At 70.2% G+C, this 25,244-nt stretch carries 24 protein-coding genes; 12 read left to right on the forward strand and 12 right to left on the reverse strand.

Annotation, left to right across the window (positions count from 1 at the left end):
- The gene (locus MKL09_RS21520; protein WP_244023534.1) at window positions 1-1,017 is read left to right on the forward strand and encodes a hypothetical protein; all 1,017 of its coding nucleotides are present in this window, start codon (window positions 1-3) and stop codon (window positions 1,015-1,017) included.
- 273 nt (window positions 1,018-1,290) lie between these two features.
- Window positions 1,291-1,710, forward strand: a complete 420-nt coding sequence (gene dksA, locus MKL09_RS21525) for an RNA polymerase-binding protein DksA (protein WP_244023536.1) — start codon at window positions 1,291-1,293, stop codon at window positions 1,708-1,710.
- A gap of 85 nt (window positions 1,711-1,795) precedes the next feature.
- Here the strand turns inward: dksA and MKL09_RS21530 are convergent, their stop codons facing one another.
- From MKL09_RS21530 to MKL09_RS21540, 3 genes are read right to left on the reverse strand one after another with little or no spacing between them, the layout of a single operon-like run.
- Complete coding sequence (locus tag MKL09_RS21530; protein ID WP_279606043.1) at window positions 1,796-3,526, reverse strand: pilus assembly protein; 1,731 nt, start codon at window positions 3,524-3,526, stop codon at window positions 1,796-1,798.
- Window positions 3,510-4,157, reverse strand: coding sequence for a TadE/TadG family type IV pilus assembly protein (locus tag MKL09_RS21535; RefSeq protein ID WP_244023539.1), 648 nt, complete (start codon window positions 4,155-4,157; stop codon window positions 3,510-3,512). The genes MKL09_RS21530 and MKL09_RS21535 overlap by 17 nt, the downstream gene beginning before the upstream one ends.
- Window positions 4,151-4,690 carry a TadE/TadG family type IV pilus assembly protein gene (locus tag MKL09_RS21540; RefSeq protein ID WP_244023541.1) on the reverse strand — a complete coding sequence of 180 codons (540 nt, stop codon included), beginning with the start codon at window positions 4,688-4,690 and terminating at the stop codon, window positions 4,151-4,153. Before MKL09_RS21540 ends, MKL09_RS21535 begins: the two co-directional genes overlap by 7 nt.
- A 309-nt stretch (window positions 4,691-4,999) precedes the next feature.
- Here MKL09_RS21540 and MKL09_RS21545 point away from each other — a divergent pair, with 309 nt between their 5' ends.
- Together MKL09_RS21545 and MKL09_RS21550 are read left to right on the forward strand one after the other, a co-directional pair.
- Window positions 5,000-5,416, forward strand: a complete 417-nt coding sequence (locus MKL09_RS21545) for a hypothetical protein (protein WP_244023725.1) — start codon at window positions 5,000-5,002, stop codon at window positions 5,414-5,416.
- On the forward strand, window positions 5,413-5,883 hold the full coding sequence (locus MKL09_RS21550) for a hypothetical protein (protein WP_244023543.1): 471 nt from the start codon (window positions 5,413-5,415) through the stop codon (window positions 5,881-5,883). Before MKL09_RS21545 ends, MKL09_RS21550 begins: the two co-directional genes overlap by 4 nt.
- A 3-nt stretch (window positions 5,884-5,886) precedes the next feature.
- On the opposite strand, the gene MKL09_RS21555 is transcribed toward MKL09_RS21550, so the two are convergent.
- Window positions 5,887-7,158 (reverse strand): NAD(P)/FAD-dependent oxidoreductase, encoded by a 1,272-nt coding sequence (locus MKL09_RS21555; RefSeq protein WP_244023545.1) that lies wholly within the window; start codon window positions 7,156-7,158, stop codon window positions 5,887-5,889.
- Window positions 7,159-7,308: 150 nt separating this feature from the next.
- Between MKL09_RS21555 and gltX the strand changes: the two genes are divergently transcribed.
- A complete protein-coding gene (gltX, locus tag MKL09_RS21560; RefSeq protein WP_244023547.1) occupies window positions 7,309-8,649 on the forward strand; it encodes a glutamate--tRNA ligase in 1,341 nt (446 codons plus the stop codon).
- A 3-nt stretch (window positions 8,650-8,652) separates the two neighbouring features.
- Here the strand turns inward: gltX and MKL09_RS21565 are convergent, their stop codons facing one another.
- The 4 genes from MKL09_RS21565 to MKL09_RS21580 all read right to left on the reverse strand — a co-directional run bounded on the left by MKL09_RS21565 (window position 8,653) and on the right by MKL09_RS21580 (window position 12,733).
- The gene (locus tag MKL09_RS21565; RefSeq protein WP_244023713.1) at window positions 8,653-9,939 is read right to left on the reverse strand and encodes a hemolysin family protein; all 1,287 of its coding nucleotides are present in this window, start codon (window positions 9,937-9,939) and stop codon (window positions 8,653-8,655) included.
- A 114-nt stretch (window positions 9,940-10,053) separates the two neighbouring features.
- Window positions 10,054-10,821: a class I SAM-dependent methyltransferase gene (locus MKL09_RS21570; protein WP_244023549.1), complete on the reverse strand. Its 768-nt coding sequence runs from the start codon at window positions 10,819-10,821 to the stop codon at window positions 10,054-10,056.
- A 16-nt stretch (window positions 10,822-10,837) separates the two neighbouring features.
- The gene (locus tag MKL09_RS21575; protein ID WP_244023715.1) at window positions 10,838-12,046 is read right to left on the reverse strand and encodes an MFS transporter; all 1,209 of its coding nucleotides are present in this window, start codon (window positions 12,044-12,046) and stop codon (window positions 10,838-10,840) included.
- Window positions 12,047-12,136: 90 nt separating this feature from the next.
- Window positions 12,137-12,733 carry a TetR/AcrR family transcriptional regulator gene (locus MKL09_RS21580; RefSeq protein WP_244023551.1) on the reverse strand — a complete coding sequence of 199 codons (597 nt, stop codon included), beginning with the start codon at window positions 12,731-12,733 and terminating at the stop codon, window positions 12,137-12,139.
- Between the two features lie 99 nt (window positions 12,734-12,832).
- Here MKL09_RS21580 and MKL09_RS21585 point away from each other — a divergent pair, with 99 nt between their 5' ends.
- A complete protein-coding gene (locus MKL09_RS21585; protein ID WP_244023552.1) occupies window positions 12,833-14,050 on the forward strand; it encodes an MFS transporter in 1,218 nt (405 codons plus the stop codon).
- A 9-nt stretch (window positions 14,051-14,059) separates the two neighbouring features.
- Here MKL09_RS21585 and MKL09_RS21590 read toward each other — a convergent pair whose 3' ends face one another.
- Both MKL09_RS21590 and MKL09_RS21595 read right to left on the reverse strand, forming a co-directional pair.
- Window positions 14,060-16,060: an OmpA family protein gene (locus tag MKL09_RS21590; protein ID WP_244023554.1), complete on the reverse strand. Its 2,001-nt coding sequence runs from the start codon at window positions 16,058-16,060 to the stop codon at window positions 14,060-14,062.
- 77 nt (window positions 16,061-16,137) lie between these two features.
- Entirely contained in the window at window positions 16,138-17,196 is a 1,059-nt protein-coding gene (locus MKL09_RS21595) for a DUF2865 domain-containing protein (protein WP_244023556.1), read from the reverse strand.
- Between the two features lie 163 nt (window positions 17,197-17,359).
- Here MKL09_RS21595 and MKL09_RS21600 point away from each other — a divergent pair, with 163 nt between their 5' ends.
- Window positions 17,360-17,875 carry a CreA family protein gene (locus tag MKL09_RS21600; RefSeq protein WP_244023558.1) on the forward strand — a complete coding sequence of 172 codons (516 nt, stop codon included), beginning with the start codon at window positions 17,360-17,362 and terminating at the stop codon, window positions 17,873-17,875.
- Window positions 17,876-17,888: 13 nt separating this feature from the next.
- Here MKL09_RS21600 and MKL09_RS21605 read toward each other — a convergent pair whose 3' ends face one another.
- Window positions 17,889-18,236 (reverse strand): hypothetical protein, encoded by a 348-nt coding sequence (locus tag MKL09_RS21605; protein ID WP_244023560.1) that lies wholly within the window; start codon window positions 18,234-18,236, stop codon window positions 17,889-17,891.
- Window positions 18,237-18,545: 309 nt separating this feature from the next.
- Between MKL09_RS21605 and cysS the strand changes: the two genes are divergently transcribed.
- Together cysS and MKL09_RS21615 are read left to right on the forward strand one after the other, a co-directional pair.
- Window positions 18,546-19,943 (forward strand): cysteine--tRNA ligase, encoded by a 1,398-nt coding sequence (gene cysS, locus MKL09_RS21610; protein ID WP_244023562.1) that lies wholly within the window; start codon window positions 18,546-18,548, stop codon window positions 19,941-19,943.
- 94 nt (window positions 19,944-20,037) lie between these two features.
- The gene (locus tag MKL09_RS21615; RefSeq protein ID WP_244023564.1) at window positions 20,038-20,805 is read left to right on the forward strand and encodes a S1 family peptidase; all 768 of its coding nucleotides are present in this window, start codon (window positions 20,038-20,040) and stop codon (window positions 20,803-20,805) included.
- Between the two features lie 89 nt (window positions 20,806-20,894).
- Here MKL09_RS21615 and ctrA read toward each other — a convergent pair whose 3' ends face one another.
- Window positions 20,895-21,596, reverse strand: a complete 702-nt coding sequence (gene ctrA / locus MKL09_RS21620) for a response regulator transcription factor CtrA (RefSeq protein WP_147857559.1) — start codon at window positions 21,594-21,596, stop codon at window positions 20,895-20,897.
- A 420-nt stretch (window positions 21,597-22,016) separates the two neighbouring features.
- On the opposite strand from ctrA, the gene fliI reads away from it, so the two are divergent.
- From fliI to MKL09_RS21635, 3 genes are all read left to right on the forward strand, one after another.
- On the forward strand, window positions 22,017-23,369 hold the full coding sequence (gene fliI, locus MKL09_RS21625; RefSeq protein ID WP_244023566.1) for a flagellar protein export ATPase FliI: 1,353 nt from the start codon (window positions 22,017-22,019) through the stop codon (window positions 23,367-23,369).
- 149 nt (window positions 23,370-23,518) lie between these two features.
- Window positions 23,519-23,926: a flagellar export protein FliJ gene (gene fliJ / locus MKL09_RS21630; RefSeq protein WP_092042766.1), complete on the forward strand. Its 408-nt coding sequence runs from the start codon at window positions 23,519-23,521 to the stop codon at window positions 23,924-23,926.
- A 198-nt stretch (window positions 23,927-24,124) separates the two neighbouring features.
- On the forward strand, window positions 24,125-25,186 hold the full coding sequence (locus MKL09_RS21635) for a lysylphosphatidylglycerol synthase domain-containing protein (RefSeq protein ID WP_244023568.1): 1,062 nt from the start codon (window positions 24,125-24,127) through the stop codon (window positions 25,184-25,186).
- Window positions 25,187-25,244 lie beyond the last annotated feature (58 nt).

Raw genomic sequence — 25,244 nt, forward strand, 5'->3', positions numbered from 1 at the left:
ATGGCGCTCGTTCAACCCCCACAGGATCGGGCCTGGCGCGAGTTCACCCGCACCCTGTTGCTGGCAATGGCCGGGTTGTTCGTGGCCTATCTCGGCCTCGCGGTCGTGGTCGATCCCTACGACACCGGCCGCTCGACCCTGCTGTCCCGCGGCGCCGTCCGCCCGCAGGGGCCGCGCACCGCCTCGGCCTTGCGGGGCCGCGACCCGGCCTATTCCGGCGCGGTGATCGGCAATTCGCACATCCAGCTGATCGAGCCGGCGGCGCTGACCCGGCTCACCGGGATCCCGTTCGTCCAGCTCTCGGTGCCGGCCACCGGGCCGGCCGAGCAATTCGCGCTGCTCGGCTGGTATCTGAAGCACCACGCCCAACCCGACGCCATCGTGCTGTCGGCCGACGCGTTCTGGTGTTCCGACGATCCGACCTTTCCGAGCGAGCACGGCTTTCCGTACTGGCTGCTCGGCGACGGGCCCACCTATCTCCAGGGCCTGCTGCGCTTCACCGCCGCGCAGGAGACGATCAACCGCCTCGGCTGGCTCCTCAACCCGCGCCGCAAGCAGGCCGCGTCCGACGGTTGGTGGGACTACGAGTCCAATTATCTCAGCCAGGGATTCGGCCGCGACCCGGCCAAGAAGGCAGCCCTCGAACGGACGGTCGGCCCCGAGCCCGAGCCGCATCACGGCGGCCCGTTCCCGGTCGCCGACCGGTTGCGCGCCGAACTGGCGCGGGTTCCGGCCGAGACCGCCGTGGTGCTGGTCTTTCCGCCGGTCTACGCCCGTGCCGAGCCGCCGGCGGGCAGCCCCCGGGGGGCGGCCGAGGCCGCGTGCCGCGCCGAGGTCCGGTCTGCACTCGCCGTGCACCCCCTGAATACGGTTATCGACGGCCGCGCCGGGCGCCCGGAGGCAGCCAATCCCGACCTGTTCTTCGACCAGACTCATTACCGGCTGCCGCTGGCCCAGTCCCTGACGGGTGAGATCGCCGCCGGGATCGTACGGTTGCGGACACAGGCGAAAGACTAGGGTCTCGGCGGCCGCCCGGCGGCGCATCCACGGTTCGCCGGCTTGGGCCGTTGATGAATAAGGGTTTTTTGGCGCGGTGCCGCACCCTGCTTTTGCGAAACGTGCCTAGACCGTGGCTTGTTTGTCGCACGCACCGACGCATTCGAGACAGGATCCAAGCCCTGCAACGCTGTGCGTTGTCGCGATTAAGCACCTCGACTATACGGCACCTTACGTTATCGCCGCGCACCGGCCATCCCCTGGTGGGCGGTTACGATCCAGCGAGGGTGACGCATGGCGAAGGTAACGCTGGAGGACGGCTACGTCCCGTCCGACGACGAGCCCTTCATGAACGACCGGCAGCGCGAGTACTTCCGGCGCAAGCTCCTGAGCTGGAAGAGCGACATCCTGCGCGAGGCGCAGGACACGCTGGTCGCGCTGCAGAGCGAGAACGAGAACCATCCCGATCTCGCCGACCGCGCCTCGTCGGAGACCGACCGGGCGATCGAGCTGCGGGCGCGCGACCGCCAGCGCAAGCTCACCGGCAAGATCGACGCGGCCCTGGCCCGCATCGAGGACGGCTCCTACGGCTTCTGCGAGGAAACCGGCGAGCCGATTTCGCTCCGCCGCCTCGACGCCCGGCCGATCGCGACTCTGTCGCTCGAAGCCCAGGAACGTCACGAGCGCCGGGAGAAGGTCTATCGGGACGATTGAGGGCGCGGCTCGGTCGAAGCGGCTCGCTCGATCGCAATGACGGATGCGGCCGCTGCCCATCTCACGGATAGGCCAACCGCGTCTCTTACTGCGTCAGCCGCAGCGCGCCGATGCTCGCCTGAATCTGCTGGAACGCCTTGATCAGGTCGTCCGAGGTGTTCGCGAGGAAGAACTGGCTCGCCGAGGAGGCGCAGTTCTTGAGGAGCGTCTGGCCCGCGGCGTCGATCGGATCGGAGGGGACACTGAAGCCGATCGTGTAGATCGCGATGTTGACCGCCTTCGCGTTATTGCACGCGGTCGCGGTCAGTGCATCGAGCGCATTGCGGGCGCTGGTCCCGTCAGACACGTTCTGATTACCGCTGGGCATCCGCCCGTTTGCATTGGTGGCGTTAGCATTCTGAAAATAACCGTCGGCAAAGTAGAGTGATCCGGTGGGCGCATTCGGATTGGCCGACCAGCTATTCGTGCCGTCGGTCATCAGGATGATGATCTTGTTGATGGTCGTCGTATTCGAGGCGCTCGATGTCGACGCGTAGGCCGCGGGTGGGCTGCTACTGGCTGGGGTTGCGCCGCTTGCAAAAACGCTCTTCGGCGAGAGCGTCCGCCAGCCCCACATGAAGCCCTCGTGGATATTGGTCGACCCCAGGGGCGCCATGCTGCCGATCAGGCTCTTGAGGGCGCTCGTGTCGCTCGTCAGGGTCAGAAGTGGCTTCGTCGTGCAGCCGAAATTCGGCCCGTTCGGGATCCCGAGATAGCTGTTGGATGTGGCGTTGCGCGGACTGACGTATTTGCAGGCCCGACCGAGAGAGGCGCTGTATGACAAAGTCTTGATCGGGCACGTGCCGCTTGAGCTGCTGGTGTCGTCGTCGATGTAGCTGTTGTAGGACCTATAGGTGCCGGTGGTATCGCTGAAATCCCTGTAGCTGCTGCTGGCATCCCCAGGCTCGTCGGGCGAGAACAGCGGGACGTAGTAGGAATCCTTGTTCGCGGCCGTGGGCGCGCCGTCCTGGACGTTGAGCGGGTAGGGGAGTGCTTCCAGGCAGCCGGCCCAGCCCCAGCCGGAATAGACGCCCTGAAGCTTCGTGAAGATGTCGAACCGGCTCGCGAAGCCGGACCCGCTGGCGGAGAGCACGTTGGTCCAGTGATAGCTGGATTGCGCGTTCAGATCGATCCAGCTGGCATAGCGGTAAGCCACTGGATCGACCGCCACGGCGCCGGCGAACGGCACGATCGAGATCCGGGTCGCGCTCGAGAAGGCCGCGTTGGTGTAGACGTAGTTGACGAAGTTCGTCGCTGCGGTCTGCACGGCCTGGAGCTTGGACTGGCCGCCGCTCGACTCCGCCATCGATCCGGTATTGTCGAGGACGAGCGCGATCTCGAAGGTCTTGGGCAGCGGCGTTGCGCATTGCGCGGCCGAGCCTGGGTTGATGCGGGTCGTCCCGGTGAATTTGCCGAAGAACACCGTCGAGAGCTTGTGGGCGGTCAGGGTGATCTGGCGCGGGCTGCTGGTGATGATCAGCGGGTCGACCACGAGGTTGGCCACCCCCATGGCGCCGGTCATCGCCGTCTGGGCAAGCAGGTTGAGGTCCGCGTTCGTGGTCGTGAGCGGTGTCTGGCACAGAAGCAGCGCCGTGGCATCGGTCGCGGCCTGCAGCTTGGTCTCCAGCCGGGTCGCGAAGCCGTAATCGATGGCCGCGCCGGTGAACATCAGCATCGGCACGCTCAGGAAGGCGAACAGGACCGCGACGTTACCGCCCCGTTCCCGTGCGAAGCCGAACCGCCCCGGCGGGCGGGCGCGGTCAGGGTGTCGAGCCATCGCACGCCTTCGCGCTGGTGCCGGGCACGACGACCTCGGTGTAGGTGTTCGACCCGTAGGTGGTGCCGCCGCGGGTCGGCCACGGGACGGATGCGGTGAAGGTGATCTGGTTGCCGACGCCCTTGACCAGCTTGACCAGGGCGGAGCCGATCATCGGTGTGTAGCTGATGCTGACCTCGGCCAGCACGTAGCGCATGCCCGTGGTCTGGTAGCCCGGGGGGACGATCAGGTCGATGGCGGTGCCGGTGGTCCGGGCCGTGGTGTTGCCGTTGGCGATGCTGGAGCAGACTCGTGGGAACAGGTTCAGATTCTTGAGATCGACGCCCAGCGCGCTGACGACGATCTTCACGTTCGTCGTGTCGAACGGGCGCATCACCTTGGCGGCGGAGGCGACGATGTCGCTCATCAGCGCCGTGCCGATCGGGTTCTGCGTGTCGCCCTGCGCGGTCAGGTCGGCCACGGTGCGGGCGAGCAGCGTCAGCTTGCGCCACTCGTCGATGGCGTGGGCGATCTCGGTCATGCCGGCCCAGATCGACAGCAGCACCGGCAGGATCACGGCGAATTCCACGATCGCGCTGGCGCGCCGATCCCGGCGCAGCCGGGCGGCCTTGAGGGCGAAGTGTCTCAGCACGGGCTCGACCCGGTGATCTGGTAGGGCTCGGTCCGGAACACCGCCGTCGCGGTGAGCAGGCTGGACCCGGCCCCGGAACCGGTGGTGAACTTCTTGGTACCGAGCCCCATCAGGTTGAACAGGGTCGGGAACTGCACCGCCGCGGTCACGACCACGATGGTGCCCGGCTTGGCGCAGGCGTAGTTCGAACCGAAGCTGGTGTTCCACGTGCCCGTGGCGGCATTGACCGGCGTTGCCGCACTGGCGCCGGCGAGCGTGCTGGTGGTGGCGACGTCGATCTTGACGTTCTGGCAGTTGAACACGGTCGGTATGGTACCGGCACCGGTGCCGCACATCGTGGTCTTCAGCGACGCGAGCAGGGTCGCCGCGTCGGTCTGCCCGGCATTGGCGAGCTGGAACTGCCCGGTGAAGATGGTCCGGACCGCGTTCTGCAGGGCGCGGTCGAAATTCTGGGTCGCCCAGATCTGGAACGCGATCTGGAAGACCGCGCCGACGAGCGCCAGGAACGGCAGCGCCACCAGGGCGAATTCCACCGCGGCCGCGCCGCCGGCTTCCCGCCTGAATCGAGCGACGAGGCAACCTGAGGTAGGTTTCGTTCGTGGTAATATTTGTACTCGGCGAGTCATGGACTCAAATTTTCGCCTGAAAACCAGCACGCATCCTGATGTGGTACTAATCGTTTGCGAAAAGCTTAAATCCGGCAAGCACAGTGCCGCCGACCCCGATGTTCTACTGAAAGTTGTATTAAGCGAAGGGATACGCTGCCCGTTCGGCAGAGGATCGCCATTGACGCCAGCCGGCCCGGCGCCACTTCGTCGGCGGCAGCCCGGCCGGAGAACCGTATGCGAATCCCAAGGAAGGCCGCGCTCGTCCCGGGGCTGATCGCGGCGCTGGCGCTCGCCGGCTGCGAGGCGCCAAAGCCCGGGCCCGCCGGGCCGCCGGGTCCGAAGGGCGAGCAGGGGCCACCGGGACCGCAGGGGCCGCCGGGCCTGAACGGCGCCACCGGCGAGCGCGGTCCCGCCGGGGATCGTGGCCCCGCCGGTGCGGCCGGACCTCCGGGGCCGGCGATGAACACGCTGGTGCGGCTCGACGTGGCCTGTCACCGCGACGAGGACCTGATCGGCGCCTATTGCCAGGGCATGGCCGTGGTGCCGTCCGTGACCGTCACCGACGGCGTGGCCACGGTCGGATGCCTCGACATGACCGCCAAGGCCGCCAAGGATGCGAAGCCGGTCGCCGTCTGCATGAGGAAGCCGTGAGACCTCTCGCCCTCGCCCTGCTCGCCGCCTCGGTCGCGTCCGGGGTGCACGCACAGCCGTTTCTGCCCACTGAGCGGGCCGCGATCGACCTCGTGCGCACGCGGCACACCGACAGCCTCGCCACGGTGGACGGGACACTCGCCTATGCCGAGCGCGCCACCGGCGGCGCCTTCACGCGCGGCGGCTACCGGGTCCTCCGCCGCCCCGGCGAGCCCTTCGCCCGGGTGCAGGTCTGCTACCGGCTGGGGATCGACCCGCCGACCTGCGGCCTCGATTACCTCGTCACCGTCAACCCGCCCCATGTCGAGCCGGCCGAGCGCTACGACGGCCTGGCCCGGGACCTCGAACACGGCCCCCGGGCGTTCCTGCGGGCGCTCGCTCGCGAGGCCGAACTCCAGCGGCAGCCGCAGATCCTGCGGCGGATCCAGGCCGCGCTGGAGCCCTACAACCCCTACGATTGGCGCTGACGCTTACAGCAGCCGCGGCCAGCCCAGCAGGCGCTCGGGCGCGAAGGCCGCCACCGGCACCGCCGGTTTCCGCCCGGTGGCGAGGTCGGCCACGATCTCCCCGGTGATCGGCCCGGTCGACAGGCCGATATGGCCGTGCCCGAACGCGAACAGCAGACCCGTGTGCCGGGGCGCCGGGCCGATCACCGGCATCCCGTCGGGGGTGGACGGCCGCGAGCCGAGCCAGGGCTCGTTGTCGAGAGGACCGCCCAGCCGCAGGGTCTCGGCGGCCTCGCGGGAGGCCGCCTCGATCTGGGTGTGGTCCGGGGCTGCGTGCCTGGCGTTGAGCTCGACCCCGGAGAGCACCCGGACCCGATGCTCGCCCATCGGCGACAGGATCGAGCCGGCGCCGGTATCGAGCACCGGCCGGGTGAGGGGCGGACTGTCGGGGTGCAGGGCGTAGTGGCGGTGATAGCCGCGCTCGGCCGCCACCGCGAAGCGGTAGCCGAGGGTTCGAGCGATTCCCCCGGAGGCGGCGCCCGCCGCCAGCACGACCTGCTGGGCCCGTACCGCGCCAGCCTCGGTGACGACGCGCCATCCTTCGGCCTCGGGCGACAGCCGTTCGACGCTCCCGCGCACCCGTCTTCCGCCGAGACCGGCGAACAAAGCCTCGCAGGCCTCGATCAGGCGCCCGGGCTCGCGCACCGAGCCGGTCTCGGTGAGCAGCATCGCCCGCGCGTAGGGGCGCACCAGCGCCGGCTCCAGGTCGCGGATGCCCACCGTATCGAGGATGTCGAACGCCACCCCGTGCCCCGAAAGGATCTCCCGCTCCAGGGCGGCGGCCTCGAAGGCGGCGTCGGTGCGGTAGGCCTTGAGCCAGCCGGTCCGCTGCAGCCGCTCGCTGGTGCCGGCCCGGGCGGCGAGGCGTTCATGGGCCGGGTAGGCGGCGCTGGTCAGGGGCAGCAGGGCGGCGGCGGCCCGCCGCCAGCGCGACGCCCGCGCGCTCGCCAGGAAATGCGCCGTGTAGGGGATGATCCGCGGTAGATGCGTGTAGCGCAGGCGCAGGCCCCGGTCGGCGTTGCGCAGATAGGCCGGCAGCTTGCCCCACAGGGCCGGGCTCGACATCGGCAGGATCGAGCCGCGGCTGACGACGCCGGCATTGCCGTAGGAGGTCCGGGCCCGGGCCTCGCCGGGGTCGCACAGGACCACGTCGAGGCCGCGGTCCTTGAGCGCGATGGCGCAGGCCAGCCCGACCATCCCGCCGCCGACCACCACGATATCGGCCGTCCCGTCCATCCCGCTTACCCCGACCCGCGCCAAGCGTGGCGTTCTGACGGGTTTTGCCGGCGCTGGGTAGCGGGCTGGACGCCGGGGCGGGGGCGGCTCGCGCCACCCATGCGCGAAGGGACGCGCAAAACCCGGCGCAGATCGGCTACAGAGCGGATCATGACGCTCGTCCGCTTCGCTCCCTCGCCCACCGGCTACCTGCATATCGGCAACGCCCGCCCGGCTTTGCTCAACGCCCTGTTCGCGCGCAAGGCGGGCGGCCGGTTCCTGCTGCGCCTCGACGACACCGATGCGGAGCGCTCGACGCAAGTCTTCGCCGAGGCGATCCGGGAGGATCTGGCCTGGCTCGGAATCGAGCCCGACCTGTTCGTCCGCCAGAGCGACCGCAAGGCCCAGCACGACACGGCCGCCGACCACCTGCGCGCGGCGGGGCGACTGTATCCCTGCTACGAGACCCAGGAGGAGTTGGAGCGGCGGCGCAAGCGCCAGCTCGGCCGCGGCCAGCCACCGATCTACGACCGGGCGGCGCTGCAGCTCACCGCGGAGGAGAAGGCGGCTTTCGAAGCAGAGGGCCGCCGGCCGCATTGGCGCTTCCTGCTGGAGGCGCGCACGGTGACCTGGGACGACCTCGTGCGCGGACCGGCGCATGTCGATTGCGCGTCGCTGTCCGACCCGGTGCTGATCCGCGCCGACGGCAGCTACCTCTATACGCTGCCCTCGGTGGTGGACGATGCCGATCTCGGCATCACCCACGTGATCCGCGGCGAGGACCACGTCACCAACACCGGCGTGCAGGTGCAGATCTTCGAGGCCCTGGGCGCCACTGTCCCGGTCTTCGGCCACCACAACCTGCTCACCACGGCGGACGGGGAGGGGCTGTCGAAGCGGCTCGGCCACCTGTCGCTGCGCGGGCTGCGCGAGGCCGGCTACGAGCCCGCGGCCGTGCGCTCGCTGGCCGTGCTCACCGGTTCGGCCGAATCGGTGCGGGCGGTGCCCGACCTCGACACCCTGGCGAGCCTGGTCGATCTCGGCGAGATCTCCCGGGCGCCGGCCCGGTTCGACCCCGCGGAGCTCGACGGCCTCAACGCACGGCTCGTCCACGCCATGCCGTACGCGGAGGTCGCCCCGCGTCTGGCCGATCTCGGCATCCCGCCCGAGACCGCGGAGGCGTTTTGGCGGGCGGTGCAGCCCAATGTCGGCCGGGTCTCGGAGGTGCGGGACTGGTGGCAGGTGGTGGCCGGCCCGATCGATCCGGTGCTCACCGAGGAGGCCGTGATTGCGGCCGCCCGCGAGACCCTGCCGCCGGAGCCGTTCGGCCCCGAAACCTGGAAGGCTTGGACCACCGAGATCCGCAGCCGCACCGGCGCCAAGGGCAGGGGCCTGTTCATGCCGCTGCGCCTCGCGCTCACCGGCCTGGAACACGGGCCGGACCTCGCCGGGCTGCTGCCGCTGATCGGCCGCGACCGGGCGGAACGTCGCCTTGCGGGCGACGCGGCGTAGCGCCTACTCCGCCTCCGCTTCTTCCAGCTGCGTCGCCAGCAGCTTGTCGACCCGGCGGCCGTCGAGATCGACCACCTCGAAGCGCCAGCCGGCGATGTCGCAGGTCTCGCCGGTCTCCGGCAGGCGCTGGAACGCCGCGATGACCAGGCCTGCCGCCGTGGCGTAGTCGCGCGACGGCGGCAGGCGCAGGCCGAGCTGATCGGCCAACTCGTCGGCGGGCATCGAGCCGGCGATCAGCCAGGAGCCGTCCGGTCGGCGCACCGCGTCCGGCTCGAGGCTCTCGGAATGGAACGCACCCGCGATGGCGTCGAGGATGTCGGCCGGGGTCACGAGCCCGTCGAAATGGCCGTACTCGTCGTGCACCAGTGCCATCGGCACGGGACCCTTGCGCAGCGCGTCCAGGGCATCGAGGGCGTCGAGGGTATCGGGCAGCACGGGCGCCCGGCGGACATGCGCTCGCAGGTCCAGGGGCTCGCCGCGCGAGAGCGGGCCGATCAGGTCGCGCACTTGCACGACGCCGATCATCGCGTCCGGGCCGCCCTCGGCCACCGGCAGCCGGGCATGGGGGCTCGCCAGCAGACGTTCCCGGATGGTCTCGGAATCGTCCGAGAGATCGAGCCACACGACCTCGGTCCGCGGGGTCATGACGCCGCGCACCAGCCGGTCGCCGAGCCGCAGCACGCCCGAGATCATCGCGCGCTCGCCGCCCTCGATGATTCCGGCGGTCTCGGCCTCGGCCACGAGGCTACGGATTTCCTCCTCAGTGACCGCGCTGGCGCTCTCGGTCTCCTGGCCGATCAGCCGGAACACCGCCCGGGTCGAGGCGTCGAGCAGCCACACCGCCGGCAGGGCCGCCCGGGCGACGAGCCGCATGCCGGGCGCCACCGCGCAGGCGATCCCCTCCGGGTTGCGCAGGGCCAAGTGCTTCGGGACCAGCTCGCCGATGATCACCGACAGGTAGGTGATCGCCCCGATCACCAGGGTGTAGCCCAGCGTGTCGGCCCAGCCCTTCGGCAGACCGAGATCGATCAGCGTGAGCGCCAGGCGGTCGCCGAGCGCCGCGCCCGAGACCACGCCCGACAGGATGCCGATCAGGGTGATGCCGATCTGGACCGTCGATAGGAACCGCCCCGGCTCCTCGGCGAGCGCCAGGGCCGCCTTCGCGCCCGGCCGCCGCGCGTCGGCATAGGCGCGCAGGCGGCTCTTGCGCGACGAGACCACCGCCAGCTCCGAGAGAGCGAAGACGCCGTTCAGCGCGATCAGCAGGACGACGGTAACGAGCTCAAGCAGGCGGACTTGCAGAGCCGCGATCCCGCAGGGCGGGCCGGGCTTCCTCTGATGAAGCGGGATCTTGAGATGGGGGCGGGGGCCGGACCGTTCAACGGCCAAGCCTCTGCCGGTGTTTCAGTGCGGACGCGCCTCGATCAGCACCGAATCGAGCAGGAAGCTTCCGTCGGCCTCGATCGAAAAATGCCTGGTCACCTCGACCGCCGCCGCGGTCTGGAGGGCGCGAATCGCCGCGACGTGGATCTCCGGCGTGCGCATCCGGGCGATCCAGCTGGAAAACTCCATGCGCGGCCGGCTCGCGAGCGCTTGGCCGGGGGCGAAGCCCGCCGCCGCCAGCATCGTGCGCCATTCCGAGACCCGGTAGTCGCGCACATGCGAGGGATCGCGCAGCAATTCCACCGCCTGGAGATGGGTGTCGAGTAACGGCTCCTCCGGGGCGACGGCGTCGCAGACGACCATCAGCCCCTCCGGCTTCAGAACGCGCCGCGCCTCCGCCAGGGCAGCGGGAACGTCGCGCCAATGGTGGGCGCTGTAGCGGGTCAGCACCGCGTCGAAGGCGGCATCCGGGAAGGGCAGGGCCTCGGCGGCGCCCTGCCGGGTCTCGACCCGGTCGAGGCCGCGCCGCCCGGCCTCGGCGGTGACCGCCGCCAGCATCTCGCCCGAGAGGTCGTAGGCCGTGACCGCGGCGCCCGCTGCGGCCGCCGCGAAGGCGACGTGGCCGCCGCCGCAGCCGAGATCGAGCACCCGCGCGCCCGGCATGGTGCGAATGAGCGCGCCGATCCGGTCGAGATCGGCGCCCGCGGCGTGGACCGCGCTCGTCACGTAGGCCGAGGCCTGGGCGCCGAACTGGTCGACGACGTGACCGGCATGGGTGCGCACGCTCATTGTTTCCCTCCCGAGATCAAACCGTCAGCGGCGCCAGTCGCGACAGCCGAATCGCGATGGCCAGCGCGAGACCGTAGAGGGCGCCCACGAACAGCACCACGCCGGTCCAGCCGGAATGGGCGAAGAACCAGCCGCCCGCAGTGCCGAGCACCGAGGAGCCGAGATAGTACAGGCACAGGTAGATCGAAGAGGCCTGCGCCCGGTCGCGCAGCGCCCGCCGTCCGACCCAGCTGCTCGCCACCGAATGCGCCCCGAAGAAGCCGATGGTCACCACCACGACCCCGGCGACGATCAGCAGGATGTTGTCGGCGGCCGTCATCAGGATGCCGACCAGCCCGAGCCCGGTGGCGAGCCACAGCACCCGCCGCCGGCCGAAGCGGCTCGCCAGTTCGCCCGTCGCCGGGCTGCTGACCATCCCGGCGATGTAGACGGAAAAGATCAGGCCGATCACCGTCTGGCTCAGGGAGAACGGTGGGTCGAGCAGGCGAAAGCCGATGTAGTTGTAGATGCAGACGAAGCCGCCCATCAGCAGGAAGCCTTCGGCGAACAGCCAGGGCAGGCCGGCATCGCGGAAATGCTGGCCGAAGCTGCCCGGCACCTCGCGCCAGGCCATCCGGCGCGACACGAAGTTGCGCGCCGGCGGCAGCCAGCGCCAGAAGGCCAGGGCGGCGACGAGCGCCAGCCCGCCGATCGTCGCCAGACCAATCCGCCAGTTCATGTGATCCGCCATCACGCCGCTGATCAGCCGTCCGGACATGCCCCCGAGCGCGTTGCCGCCGACCAGCAGCCCCATCGACAGGCCGATCGCGCGCGCGTCCATCTCTTCGGCGAGATAGGCCATCGCCACCGCGGGCAGGCCGCTCGCGGTCAGGCCGGAGAGCGCCCGCAGCACTAGGAAGCCGTGCCAGCTCGGCACCAGGGCGGCCACGATGGTCAGCAGCGCGGAGGCGAACAGGGAGGCCAGCATCACCGGCTTGCGGCCCCAGATCTCCGAGAGCGGGCTCACCACCAACAGGGCCACGGCCAGCAGCCCGCAGGGCAGCGACAGAGCAAGGCTGCTCTCGGCCGGCGAGACGCCGAATTCATCCGAAAAAATCGGCAGCAGCGGCTGCACCGCGTAGAGCACCGCGAAGGTCGAGAACCCGGCGGCGGCGAGCGCCAGAGCCGTCCGGCGGAAGTCCGGCGTGCCCGACCGGATCAGCCGCTCGTTGCGTTCGCTCGCCATCGTGGTCCTGCGCTGCTTCACTCGCTCGGTGGTGCGGCGCAGGGCTGCCCGCGTCAACCGCAGGCGGCGCGACGTCGCCATGCGGGCGGATCAGCCCGGATCGAGGGCGCGCAACGCAGGATCGATCAACGCGCGCAACTCGGCCCGCGTCGCCCCATCCCGGGCCTGGAACGAGATCGCCTGCATGATGCCGTGATAGAACGCGGCCAATTGGGGGATGTCCGTATCCCCGGGCAACTCGCCCTCCGCGACGCCGCGCCGGAGCCGGTCCGAGACCAGCGCGACGGTCTTGTGCCGGGCCTGCAGCAGATGCGCGCGCACCGCCTCGTTCGCCGGCAGGCAATTGACCACGCCGAGGATCAGCAGGCAGCCGCCCGGTTTGGTCGAGAGCGCGACCGCGACGCTGCCCTCCAGCATCGCGCGCAGACCGTCCCGAAAGGTCGCCGCGTCTTGGAGCGCCTGCATCTGGGCCGAGCCGATCGTCGCGATGTACAGGTCGATCGCCTCGCGGAACGCCGCCTCCTTCGAGCCGAAGGCCGCGTAGAAGCTCGGGGGCTTCACCCCGATCGCGGCGGTCAGGTCGTTGAGCTGCGCACCCTCGTAGCCCTTGGCCCAGAACACCTGCATCAGGCGCTCCAGGGCCTGATCGCGGTCGAAGCCGCGGGGCCGTCCTCGCGCGGAAGCCATCACAAACCTTTCTGTAGCGGGATTTATAGAATCACTTGACCGGTCGCGGCAAGCCAGCCTAGCCATTCTGTAGTCGATTTTACAGAAACGGGGGCGACGATGCGGGCAGCGGAGACGAGGATCGAAACACCGGCCGTCACCGACGAGGTAAAGCCCGGCGCAGCCACGGTGCCGCCCTGGGTCTATCTCCTGAGCGCGACGATCTTCGTGATCACGACGGCGGAATTCATGGTCGCCGGGCTGATGCCGTCGCTGGCCACGGCCTTCGCGGTCTCGGTGGGCGAAATCGGCAACCTGATCGCGCTGTTCGCCCTCGGCATGACGTTCGGCGGACCGCTGGTGATCGCCCTGCTCCTGCGGCTGGGCGTTTCGAACAAGGACGCGCTGCTGTGGCTGCTGGCCGTGTTCCTCATCGGCAGCACGCTGGCCGCCGTGGCGCCGAGCTACGCGTTAATGGCGCTCGCCCGCACCCTCCAGGGCATCACCAGCGCCGCCTGCTTCGGGATCGGCCTGACGCTCTGCGCCGAATCGGTCCGGGCCGACCTTCGTGGCCGGGCCGCCTCCCTGGTCCTGGCCGGGCTGATGATCTCGCCGGTGGTCGGCGTGCCTGCCGCAGCCCTGATCAATGACCTGGTCGGCTGGCGCACAAGCTTCTGGCTCGTGGTCGGGTTGACGGCCCTGTGCCTCGCCGTCGTCGGACCGACGATCCCGAGGCCCGCTCACAACACGCAGGTCGATCTGGCGTCCGGTTTGGCCGACTTGCGCAACGGCCGCCTCTGGGCGGCCTACGCGACCAGCGGGCTGATCATCGGCGCGACCTTCGCAGCCTTCAGCTACGTCACCGCCATCTTCACCGAGGTCACCGGGCTGGCGCCGCGGCTGATCCCGATCGTGCTCGCCGCCTACGGCCTCGCGACGGTGATCGGCAATCTCGTGATCGGCCGGCTGGCCGATCGCCATACGATCCCCGTCCTCGCCATCGGCCTCGTCGTCCTGGCCGCGGCTCTGGCGAGTTTCGCGGCCTTCCCGTCCGACGCGGCCGTCAGCGTTGCCGCGTTCCTGATGATCGGCCTGACCGGCGTGTCCCTCAACCCGGCCATGGTCGCCCGGGTGATGCGGGTCGCCCATCCCGGCCCGCTGGTGAACAGCCTCCATACCTCGGTGATCACGGCCGGCCTCGCCTTCGGAACCTGGCTCGGCGGCCTCGCGATCGACCGGGGCTACGGCCTCGCGGCCCCGCTCTGGATCGGCGCGGGGCTCGCGGTGCTGGGCCTGCTCAGCTTGGCCCCGCGCCGGGCGCGGGACCTGACGACGTGACGGACCCGCTCAACGCGGCGGTGCGCCCTGCGCCGTCCCCTGCTGCAGCAGCGGCGTGATCCGCCGGACCGTGACGCGGCGGTTCTCCCGGGAGGCGCTCTGCGTGTTCACCTTCAGGTACTGCTCGCCGTAGCCCTGGGTGGTCAGGTTCTCGGGCGGGACCTGGAACTGCTGGGTGAGCACGGTCGCCACCGATTGCGCCCGGCGGTCCGACAGGGACAGGTTGTCGATGTCGGACCCGACCGCATCGGTGTAGCCCTCGATCAGGAACACCTCCTGCGGGTTGGCCCGGATCGCCCGGTTGATCGCGGCCGCGATCACCGACAGCCGGGCCGCTTGGTCAGGCGTGACCGTGAACGAGGCTGTGTCGAAGGTGATCGTGTCGATGTCGACCGAGCGCATCCGGGCGCGCAGGTCCGGGCTGTAGCGGACCTGATCCAGGGTGTAGCGGCGGTCGACCGCGACCACCGGCGGGGCCGTGAGCGCCTCGTAGACAGCGCCCTCGTCCGCCTGCTCGTACTCCACCACGTAGCGGTCGCGCGGGATGCGGATGTCGGGCGGCGGAAGCACGACCACGTCGTCGTAGATCGGGCGCGGCGGCCCGCCATAGCTGTTGTCGATGATCACGACCTCGCGGCCGTCCCGGAAGCGGCGGTAGCGGCGCAGCATCCGGCCGTCATCATCCGTGACGGTGACGATCTGCTCGCCGCCCGGCCGGTCGATGAAGCTGTAATAGTCGGCGCCGCGCCGCTCGGAGTGGAAGCCGCGCGGGTCGAGGTCCCGGAACCGCTCGTTCTCGTCGTGGCGGATCAGGTAGCCGTCGCGGTCGCGGACGATGATGCGGCCGGGCTCCCGGTAGAAGGTCCGGCCGCCCTCGCTGTATTCGCGCCGGTCGCGGCGGACCTGCTCGTAGTCGCGCACGTCGTCGTCCGCGCGGAAGCCGCCCGGGACGTAGCCGGGCTGGCCCGGCGTGTTGAACGCGCCGCGACCGCCTGGGCCGCCGGCCGGCGGCTGACCCGGCTGTGCGCCGGTCGGCGGGAGTGGAGCGTTGGCGCCGGGCGGCGGTCCCGGCGGCTGGACGGGGCGTCCGGGCACCCCCGGTGCCATGTTGGGCGGCAGCGGACGTCCGGGCTCGGCGCCCGGCTGCGGCTGGGCGCCGGGCTGGTTTTCCAGGCGTTGGACGGGCCGGCCCGGGACGCCGGGGGCCATGTTGGGCGGCACGGGCCGCCCGGGTTCTGCACCCGGCTGGGGCTGAGCGTCCGGGCGCTGCACGGGCCGGCCCGGCACGCCGGGGGCCGCCCTCGGAGGCGGCGCGCTCGGGCCGCCGGGGCGCTGGGCCGGTGCCTCGCGATCGGGAACGGCGTCCCAGCGCTGCGCCGGAGCGTTCGGCGCGGCATTGGGCGCCGCCCGCTCCGGGTCGGGCGCCCGGCGGTCCTGATCCGGCGCACGCTGCGGCTGCGGCGGACGCTCCGGCGTCGACCGGGGTGGCGGCGGAGGTGCTGAATCCCGCTGCGCCGGCGGCCTGTCGGGTCCGGGCCGTTCCGGCGAGGGGCGATCGGGCGCACGCCGCTGCTCAGGCGCCGGACGCTCCGGCCCGGGGCGTTCCGGGCCGTCCGGCCCGCGATCAGGCCGACGCTCCTGCGCGGGCGGACGGGCCGCCGGCGGCTCGGGCCGGCGCTCGGGAGCGCGCTCGCGCGGGGGCGGCTCTCCTTGAGGCTGGCGCTCGTGCGGCGGTTCGGGACGCTCCCGCGGCGGCGGGGCACGCTCCGGCCGCGGCTCGGGCCGCTCGCGCGCGGCGGGGGGCGGCCCCGGCGGCGGTCCCGGACGCTCCTGTGGTGGCCGCTCCGGACGCGGGCCGCCATGCGGAGGCTCGCCGCCGCCGCGCGGGCCGCGCTCGTCGGGGCCGCCCTGAGCCAGGAGGATCGGACCCGGGGATGCGCCCGCGGGCTGCATCACGGTCAGGCCCGGGAGCACCGTGCCGGTGAGAAGGAGAAGTCGCAGGAGCCGCATCGGGGCCTCGTGTCGGATCGAGCCGACCCGAACCCCGTGCGCGCCCTATGGTTCCGGTCCGACCGCTCAAGACTCCGTCAGGGCGTCAGCCGCTGAGGAACCGCGATCATGTCCGGGGCGATGATCCGCACCGCGACATGGTCGGGCTTGGTGCCGCTCGCCAGGGGAGCGTCCGGCTTGGCCTCGCCCGACGCACCGGCATTCATCTCGACCCCGGCGCGTCCGGCGGCGTCGGCGGCGAGTTCGGCCGCGGTCCGGTCGGCGCGGCCGACCAGGGTCAGGCGCACCTTCGGGCGCGACAGCGCCTCGGCCTGCATCGGCGTGACGAAGATATCGCCCTTGTGCCGCACCAGCATGCTCTCGGCCTTCACCAGGGATTGCGCCCAGGTCTGGTTCTGCGGCTTGCAGGAGCAGTTCGGCACGAATTCCTTGCGGAACTTGAACGCGTTGGCGAGGCTCACGTAGGCGCGGCTACCCTTCACCGAGGCGGCGTGCTTCAGCGCCTCGTCGCCGTAGGGCATCGCATAGGCCTGCGCCTCGGTGCCGGGGCAGAGCGCCTGGCACATTTCGTCGGCGCCGCCGCGCCCCTCGGGCAGGTTGCGCATCGGGAAGAAGCCGCCGTCGCAGGTCCGCACGCAGACCATCTGCGGGCCGCCCTTGGCATAGACCTCGCCGCTGGCGGCGTAGGTTTCCCGGGCCGGGCAGTTGGTGGTGACCAGCCCCTGCAATTCGCGCTTGCGGGCGCCGCTGTCGTCGAACACCGCGCCGCCATAGGTGGCCTTGAGCGCGCGGATGCGCTGCTCCACGGCGCCGCACTGGGGCGGGCGCGTGTCGAAGAACAGGAACTTGCCGCCCTCGCAGTTGAGGCCGCGGAAATACGCTTCCAGCCGCCCGATCTCGTCGTTGAGCGCCCGGGTCGTGCTGGCGCCGTTCTGGACGGAGGCGAGTTCGGCCCGGTAGCGCCGGCAGAGCGGCGACGGAAGCTGCGGCACGCCCGGCCTCACCTCTCCGGCGACCGGCGGGCTGGGCGGCGCGTCCTGCGCCCGCGCGGCGTCGAGGCTGAGAGACAGACCGCACGCCAGCACCGCACTCAAGATGAGGCGGCCGAGCGAACGGACGATCGGGCGGTCAAGCATCGGCTGCTGCATCGCGTTGATCGGAAATGCCGCAATCCACCCTGGTCGGGTGCGGTCCTGCCCCGGCCTCGGGACCGAAGCACCTTGAGTGTACGCCCCCTCGCAAGGCGGCGACAGCCCTCCTACATCCGGGCCGCGTGCTTGGGCAGGGAATTGACCCGTGATGTGGTTTCGGAGTCTCACTTGTGTCGGGCTTGTCGCCCTCGGCCTCTCGGCGGCCGGACCGGCCTCGGCCCAGGAGCCGGACCGGATCTTCTCCAAGTCCACGGTCTGGCGGCCCCTGACCCCCAACGACAAGCTCGTGGTCTACGGCATCGACGACCCGGCCGTGTCGGGGGTCGCCTGCTGGTACACGCAGCCGGAGAAGGGCGGCATCAAAGGGACGCTCGGCCTGGCCGAGGACGTCTCCGACATCTCGCTGGCCTGCCGCCAGACCGGGCCGATCGCCTTCAAGGGCAAGCTGGGCCAGGGCGAGGTCGTGTTCAGCGAGCGGCGTTCGCTGATCTTCAAGTCGATGCAGATCGTGCGCGGCTGTGACGCCCAGCGCAACACGCTGATCTACATGGTCTATTCGGACAAGGTCATCCAGGGTTCGCCGAAGAACTCGACCTCGGCGGTGCCGCTGGCGCCCTGGGGCACCGAGCCGGCGCCGAAATGCTCGGATTTCGTGAAGGGCTGACGGCGCGCGTCAGTCAGTCCCGGCAGGTGATGCGGATCGGGCGCTCGGTCGGGGTCGAGATCGGCTGCTCGATGGCGCCGGTATACTCGTCGGCAGCGGCGGTCCCGAAGGTATTGGCGGCGGCGTAGCCCTGCGCCTCGCACCAGGCGTTGGCGACGACCTGGCCGCACTCGCTGCCGGGGGTCGTCAGGCAATCGCCGACGCCGTAGCCGTCGCTCGACGGGATCAGGAACGTCTTCTCGACATGGGCCGGCACCTTCGCGGGCGTCTCGCCGTCGCTGCCGGCGAACGCACCTTGCGCGAGGCAAGCCGTGGCCAGGCAAGCGGCGATGACGAAGTAACCGGCGGCCGTGCGTCGCATCGAAGGTCCTTGTGTGCAGTATCTTAGGTGTGAGGAGCTTGGGCCGGACGGTCCGACGGCGCGGTTAAGGAAGGCTTACCCCTCCCTCGCGAGGACCACCTCGAATTCCTCACGCTTTTGCGTTAGCCCCATCGGGCGGGCGGCACCGTCGCCGCAGTGCAACAGCGGGCGGCTGCGGCAGGGTCGGAGACGCCATGGTTCGGCCGTTCTTCGCGTCGCAGGGCCCGCAGGTCGTTGAAGGCAGGGCCGGTTTTCCGGCGACGGCGCGGTGCCGGATTTCGGCCGCGGCGCCGGAAGGGGATGGGTTTCATGGCGCCGATGTTGCGGCTCTACAACACGCTGACTGGTGCCAAGGAGGCGTTCGCGCCGATCGATCCCGCCCAGGTGCGGATGTATGCCTGCGGCCCGACGGTCTGGGATTTCGCACATATCGGCAACGCGCGCCCGATCATCGTTTTCGACCTGTTGTTCCGGTTGCTGCGCCACCTCTACGGGCCGGCGCACGTGACCTACGCCCGAAACGTCACGGACGTGGACGACAAGATCAACGCCCGCGCGGCCGAGCGCGGCATCACCATCCGCGCGCTCACCGACAGGACGCTGGAGCAGTTTCACCGGGACATCCGCGATCTCGGTATCCTGATGCCTGAGGACGTGAACCGGCCGGGTGAGCCGCTCCGCTTCATCGAGCCCCGGGCCACCGATCACATTGCCGAGATGCGCACCATGATCGATGCTCTGGTCGCAGGCGGTTACGCCTATGTGGCGGAAGAGCACGTGCTGTTCGACGTGCCGGCGATGCCCGATTACGGCCGCCTGTCGAAACGCCCGCTGGACGAGATGGAGGCCGGCGCCCGGGTCGAGGTCGCGCCCTACAAGCGCTCGCCCCTCGACTTCGTGCTGTGGAAGCCGTCGAAGCCCGGCGAGCCGTCCTGGCCGTCGCCCGCCGGTATCGCCGAGCCGGGCCGGCCCGGCTGGCATATCGAGTGCTCCGCGATGTCGGCCAAGCACCTCGGCAAGACCTTCGACATCCATGCGGGCGGCATCGACCTGATCTTCCCCCACCACGAGAACGAGGTGGCCCAGTCCCGCTGCTGCTTCGGGACGCCGGTGATGGCCAATGTCTGGCTGCACAACGGCTTCCTGCAGGTGGAGGGGGAGAAGATGTCGAAGTCGCTCGGCAACTTCATCACCATCCGCGACGTGCTGAACGACTGGCCGGGCGAGGTCGTGCGCCTGACCATGCTCAAGACGCATTACCGGCAGCCGATCGACTGGACCCTGCGCGGGCTCGAGGAATCGAGCCGGGTGCTCGACCGCTGGTACAACGCCGCCGGGGATGCGCCGGTCGCCGAAGCGGTGCCGGGTTCCGTGCTCGACGCGCTCTGCGACGACCTCAACACGCCGGCCGCGATCAACGCGCTGCACGGTCTTGCCGGCGGCGGATCCGACGAGGCGTCCGCCCTGCGGGCCGGCGCGAACCTGTTCGGCCTGCTCGCCCGCACCCGCAGCGACCGCGAGCAGGATCAGGTCGCCGCGGCCGGGATCGACGTGCCCGCCGTCGAAGCGCTGATCGCCGAGCGCCGGGCCGCCCGGGCGGCCAAGGACTGGGCCGCCTCCGACCGGGCCCGCGACGCGCTGGCCGCCATGGGCGTGTCGGTGAAGGACAACAAGGACGGCACCAGCACTTGGACCGTGGCGCGCTGATCGGGCCGCTGCGGGCCGCGTCCTCTCGCCCGCTTGCGCCGGATGCCCCTTGCCGCATCTGTGGTTGTAGGACCCTGGGCAGCAAGGTTTGCACGTGACCATCGTCAGGATCATCGGAACGCAGCTTTCCGGCGCGGCATTCGCGGTAGCGCTGGGGCTCGGCTCGTCCGGGCCGGCCGCTTCCATCGAGGGCGGGGCGCCGGCGGCACGGGATGCGCTGGCGCAGGCCACCGTCGCGATCGGGACGATCACCCAGCCCGAGGAAGCCCTGAAGCTTACGCGCTGCACCGGCATCCTGATCGCGCCGGACCTCGTGCTCACCGCGGCGCATTGCGTCAACGGCGATCCGCTGGGCGCGCTGGTTGTGTTCTTCCGCGGGACGGAGCCGGCGCGGCCGGTCTACGGGGCGCGGGTCGCCGCCCGCTACAGCCCCGATCCCGGCGAGATGCTGCCGAACGCGGCCCCCGACGTGAGCCTCGCCGACCTGTCCCTCGACCTCGCGGTCCTGCGCCTGACCGAGCCGGTACGCGACCGGCGCCCTGTGCCGCTCGCGGCCGATCCGCGCCGCCTGCCCAAAACCCTTCGGATCGCCGGGGCCGGCCTGTCCGGGCGCGGCGTGGGGCGCCTGCGCACCGCGAGCCTGACCCCGGTGGCGGCCAGCAACACCGGCCTGACCATCGCCCGGGCGAACGGCGCCCGGATCTGCTTTGGCGATTCCGGTGGCCCCGTCGTCGCGCAGGATCGCGGCGGCACCTATGTCTGGGGCGTGGCGAGCGCCGTGATCACCCGCACCGCCCCGTGCGGCGGCTACGTCGTGGTCGCGCCGGCGGCCCAAGTCTTTTCCGGGACCGGGGTCCGGTAGCGCTCGACCGGTCGGTCCCAAACAAGCGAAAACCCCGCGCGGCCGAGCCGCACGGGGTTTTTCAAGGACCGGGGATGACCCGTGGCGGATCAGACCGCCATGCGCTCTTCGGCGTCCATCGGCTCGCGCAGCACGTAGCCGCGGCCCCAGACGGTCTCGATGTAGTTCTTGCCCTGGCTGGCATTGGCGAGCTTCTTGCGCAGCTTGCAGATGAACACGTCGATGATCTTCAGTTCCGGCTCGTCCATGCCGCCGTAGAGATGGTTGAGGAACATCTCCTTGGTCAGCGTCGTGCCCTTCCGCAGCGAGAGGAGTTCCAGCATCTGGTACTCCTTGCCGGTCAGGTGCACCCGCGCGCCGCCGACCTCGACGGTCTTCTGGTCGAGGTTCACGATCAGGTCGGCGGTGGTGATCACCGACTGGGCATGGCCCTTCGAGCGACGCACGATGGCGTGGATGCGGGCGACCAGCTCGTCCTTGTGGAACGGCTTGGTGAGGTAATCGTCCGCCCCGAAGCCCAGACCCTTCACCTTGTCCTCGATCCCGGCCATGCCGGAGAGGATCAGGATCGGCGTCTTCACCTTCGCCACACGTAGGTTGCGGAGCACCTCGTAGCCCGACATGTCGGGCAGGTTCAGATCGAGCAGGATGATGTCGTAATCGTAGAGCTTTCCGAGGTCGATCCCCTCTTCGCCCAGGTCGGTGGTATAGGTGTTGAAGTTCTCGGACTTGAGCATCAACTCGATGCTCTGCGCGGTCGCGCTATCGTCCTCGATCAAAAGTACCCGCATCGTCGGTCCCCAGCCCAGCCGGCCGCATCAGCGCGCAGACACGTCCCCACCTTCGCCCGCCACCGGCCTGTGGACGGGCGCTCCGTCGCTCTTGACGTGGAACGCTATGGATTAATCGTTAACAAAACCTGATTCCCACCCGCAAGCGTCTCGTTCACCGGCCTACGAGCTTGACGGGAGGAACAGGGTCCCTCCACCCCCGCCCGGGGCTATGATTCCGCTCCATTCACGACCGGTCCGCCCACGCGCTTGGGCGTAAGTGTCTCCCCCGTAACGACCCGGTCCCGGCTGTGACCCTGCGGCCACAACCCCACGACTTCGTGAAGCGTTAAAAGCCGCCGGAGCCCGGACCGGGCCGCTACGAGCCCGATGACCGCAGTGTTAACGAGGCCGGTAAACGAAGCGTTGAGAGCGAGGCGGATGACACAGGATCCCGCAAGGTCCGTTACCAGTCTCGCCGCGGCCCAGGCGGCCCTCGATCGCATCGAGGTGCTGGAGACTTACGGACGCGTGGTGGCGATCCGCGGCCTGCTGGTCGAGGTCGCCGGCCCGGTCGCCGCCATGCGGCTCGGCGGCCGGATCGACGTGGAGGGCGCCAACGGCCTCGGGCTGGTGCCCTGCGAGATCATCGGCTTCCAGGGCGACCGGGCGCTGGCCATGCCGTTCGGCTCCCTGGAGGGGGTCCGCCGCGGCTGCCCGGCCTATGTGCGCGACGAATCGGCCGGCGCGATCCGCCCTTCGGCCGCCTGGCTCGGGCGGGTGGTCGATGCGCTGGGCCGGCCGGTGGACGGGCTCGGGCCGCTGCCGCAGGGGCCGGATGTCTATTCGCTCCGCGCCGACCCGCCTCCGGCCCATGCCCGCACCCGGGTCGGCGGACCGCTGGACCTCGGGGTCCGGTGCATCAACACCTTCCTGACCATGTGCGCCGGCCAGCGGATGGGCATCTTCGCCGGCTCCGGCGTCGGCAAGTCGGTGCTGCTGTCGATGCTGGCCCGCTACACCGCCGCCGACGTGGCGGTGATCGGCCTCGTGGGCGAGCGCGGCCGCGAGGTGCAGGAGTTCCTGCAGGACGATCTTGGCGCTGCCGGCCTCGCCCGCTCGGTGGTGGTGGTGGCGACCTCGGACGAGCCGGCGCTCATGCGCCGCAACGCCGCCTACGTGACCCTGTCGATCGCCGAGCATTTTCGCGACCAGGGCGCGAAGGTGCTGTGCATGATCGATTCGATCACCCGCTTCGCCATGGCCCAGCGCGATATCGGCCTCGCGGCGGGCGAGCCGCCCACCGCCAAGGGCTACACCCCGACGGTGTTCTCCGAATTGCCGCGCCTGCTCGAGCGGGCCGGACCCGGGGTGGGCGCCGGGACGATCTCGGCCCTGTTCACCGTGCTGGTCGAGGGCGACGACCACAACGAGCCGGTGGCCGACGCGGTGCGGGGCATCCTCGACGGCCACATCGTCATGGAGCGGGCCATCGCCGAGCGCGGGCGCTATCCGGCGATCAACGTGCTGCGCTCGGTCTCCCGGACCATGCCGCGCTCCTGCGATCCGACCTACCTGCCGCTGGTCCGCCAAGCCCGGCGGGTGCTGTCGACCTACGCCGACATGGAGGAACTGATCCGGCTCGGCGCCTACCGGGCGGGCTCCTCCCAGGAGGTCGACGAGGCCGTGGCGCTCATGCCTCAGCTTGAGGCTTTTCTGGGGCAGGGTAAGGAAGAAGCAACGTCCATCGGCGATGGTTACGCACGGCTCAGCCAGATCATCGGCGGGGCCTAGGCATCATGCAGCGAAGCGGTAACCGCTTGGGTGCAGTGAGTGATGCGGAACTAGGGTCTGAGCAGGTTCGCCGTCGCGATCCTGCTTGGGGCACGGGCCGGGTACGGTCCCTGGCGCGGCCCTGAGCGTTGCGTGGAGTGAGCGTCCCAATGAAATCGCGTGACACGCTGATCCGGCTGCGTCGCTTCCAGGTTGATGAGAAGCGGCGGCGTGTGACCCAGATCGAGATGATGATGGCCGACTTCCAGCGCATGGCGGTGGAACTCGATCGGGAGGTCGCCGTCGAGGAGGCCCGCGCCGGCATCACCGATGTCGGGCATTTCGCCTACCCGACCTATGCCCGCGCCGCCGCCGGCCGCCGGGACAACATGCGCCAGTCCGCCCAGGCGCTGGAAGGCCAGCTGGCCGAGGCCAAGGCTGAGCTCGGCGAGGCGTTCGAGGAACTGAAGAAGGTCGAGATACTGAACGATCGCGAGCGCACCGCCGAGCGCGCCGCCGACGCGATCCGGGACCAGGCCGCCATGGACGGCATCGGGCTCAACCGCGCCCGCGGCTGACGCGGTCGTACGGGGCCTTGCGCACCCACGCGTTGCACCCGGTGCGGCGCCGGGTTTTCCGAGTTCGCGTGTGACGTGCCTGCAACGCGGCACGAAACCGTCATGATCGCCTGACAAGGGGGATCGGGATGGCCTCGATCCGCTTGCGGCGTGTTGCAGGGCGGCGCATCAGGGGCTCTCCCCGGGGCGTCGGTGTACATGAAGAAGCTCAGCGAGTTCATCTGGCCGTTGATCGGCCTCGCCGCAGTCGTCGTATCGGGCTACTTTCTCTATCAAGAGTTGAAGACTACGTCGCTGTCGGCGATCTGGTCCGCCATCCTGGCGATCCCGCCCCACCGCATCCTGCTGGCGGCATTCTCGACCCTGGTCGCCTACGCCGCGCTCGCCTGGTACGACCGGATCGCGCTGCTGCATCTGGGCGTAAGCCACATCTCGTGGCTGTTCGTCTCGCTCTGCTCCTTCACCACCTACGCCCTGTCGCACAATATCGGCGCCTCGGTGTTCTCCGGTGCCCTGGTGCGCTACCGGGCCTACACGGCCAAGGGCCTGTCGGCCGCCCAGGTCGCCGTCCTGGTGGCCCTGTGCTCGTTCACGTTCTTCCTCGGCACGATCCTGCTCGGAGGCTTCACCCTGGTGGTGGATCCGAACCTCCTGACGCGGCTCGAAGGCCGGCTCCCCGGCTTCCTCACCGATCCCAAGACGGCCCTGGTGGTCGGCATCGGCATGCTGGGCTTCGTAGCGCTCTACGCGCTGGGCTCGATCCTGCACCTGCGCCCGCTGCACATCCGTTCGTTCAAGCTCGAATATCCCCGGCCGGGCATCATGGTCCGGCAGCTGCTGGCGGCGCCGCTGGAGCTGCTCGGCGCAGCGGGCATCATCTACTTCGCCCTGCCGGAGGCGATGAACCCCGGCTTCATCCCTGTCCTGGCGATTTTCCTGGCCTCGTTCTCGGTGGCGCTCGCCTCGCACGCCCCGGGCGGCCTCGGCGTGTTCGAAATCGTGTTCATCACCGCGATGCACATCACCGACGACGCCCAGAAGGACGCCATCATCGCGGCGGTGATCATCTTCCGGATCTTCTACTTCTGGATCCCGGCGCTGATCTCGGTGGTCGTCGTGGTGCTGTTCGAGCGCTCCCGCCTCGCCGCCGTCATCGCGACGCCCGCCACGGTGCCTTCGACCGTGCCGGAGCCGCCGGTGGTCGTGCCCGGGCTCGACGCCCACGAATTGGAGCGGGAGCTGAAGCAGAAGGCGATCTGAGGCGGGGGGCCGGCGGGCTGGGGGCGAGCGCTCGGCTCACTTCCCCTGCTGAATTTTG

It is taken from the genome of Methylobacterium sp. J-048 (assembly GCF_022829515.1).
Classification (GTDB): Bacteria; Pseudomonadota; Alphaproteobacteria; order Rhizobiales; family Beijerinckiaceae; genus Methylobacterium.

Bases quoted from the DNA above. Each gene is read 5' to 3' on its own strand.
- MKL09_RS21520 (WP_244023534.1), top strand. From the start codon at position 1: ATGGCGCTCGTTCAACCCCCACAGGATCGGGCCTGGCGCGAGTTCACC.
- dksA (WP_244023536.1), top strand. From the start codon at position 1,291: ATGGCGAAGGTAACGCTGGAGGACGGCTACGTCCCGTCCGACGACGAG.
- MKL09_RS21530 (WP_279606043.1), bottom strand. From the start codon at position 3,526: ATGGCTCGACACCCTGACCGCGCCCGCCCGCCGGGGCGGTTCGGCTTC.
- MKL09_RS21545 (WP_244023725.1), top strand. From the start codon at position 5,000: ATGCGAATCCCAAGGAAGGCCGCGCTCGTCCCGGGGCTGATCGCGGCG.
- MKL09_RS21555 (WP_244023545.1), bottom strand. From the start codon at position 7,158: ATGGACGGGACGGCCGATATCGTGGTGGTCGGCGGCGGGATGGTCGGG.
- gltX (WP_244023547.1), top strand. From the start codon at position 7,309: ATGACGCTCGTCCGCTTCGCTCCCTCGCCCACCGGCTACCTGCATATC.
- MKL09_RS21570 (WP_244023549.1), bottom strand. From the start codon at position 10,821: ATGAGCGTGCGCACCCATGCCGGTCACGTCGTCGACCAGTTCGGCGCC.
- MKL09_RS21575 (WP_244023715.1), bottom strand. From the start codon at position 12,046: ATGGCGAGCGAACGCAACGAGCGGCTGATCCGGTCGGGCACGCCGGAC.
- MKL09_RS21580 (WP_244023551.1), bottom strand. From the start codon at position 12,733: ATGGCTTCCGCGCGAGGACGGCCCCGCGGCTTCGACCGCGATCAGGCC.
- MKL09_RS21585 (WP_244023552.1), top strand. From the start codon at position 12,833: ATGCGGGCAGCGGAGACGAGGATCGAAACACCGGCCGTCACCGACGAG.
- MKL09_RS21590 (WP_244023554.1), bottom strand. From the start codon at position 16,060: ATGCGGCTCCTGCGACTTCTCCTTCTCACCGGCACGGTGCTCCCGGGC.
- MKL09_RS21595 (WP_244023556.1), bottom strand. From the start codon at position 17,196: ATGCTTGACCGCCCGATCGTCCGTTCGCTCGGCCGCCTCATCTTGAGT.
- MKL09_RS21600 (WP_244023558.1), top strand. From the start codon at position 17,360: ATGTGGTTTCGGAGTCTCACTTGTGTCGGGCTTGTCGCCCTCGGCCTC.
- MKL09_RS21605 (WP_244023560.1), bottom strand. From the start codon at position 18,236: ATGCGACGCACGGCCGCCGGTTACTTCGTCATCGCCGCTTGCCTGGCC.
- cysS (WP_244023562.1), top strand. From the start codon at position 18,546: ATGGCGCCGATGTTGCGGCTCTACAACACGCTGACTGGTGCCAAGGAG.
- ctrA (WP_147857559.1), bottom strand. From the start codon at position 21,596: ATGCGGGTACTTTTGATCGAGGACGATAGCGCGACCGCGCAGAGCATC.
- fliI (WP_244023566.1), top strand. From the start codon at position 22,017: ATGACACAGGATCCCGCAAGGTCCGTTACCAGTCTCGCCGCGGCCCAG.
- fliJ (WP_092042766.1), top strand. From the start codon at position 23,519: ATGAAATCGCGTGACACGCTGATCCGGCTGCGTCGCTTCCAGGTTGAT.
- MKL09_RS21635 (WP_244023568.1), top strand. From the start codon at position 24,125: ATGAAGAAGCTCAGCGAGTTCATCTGGCCGTTGATCGGCCTCGCCGCA.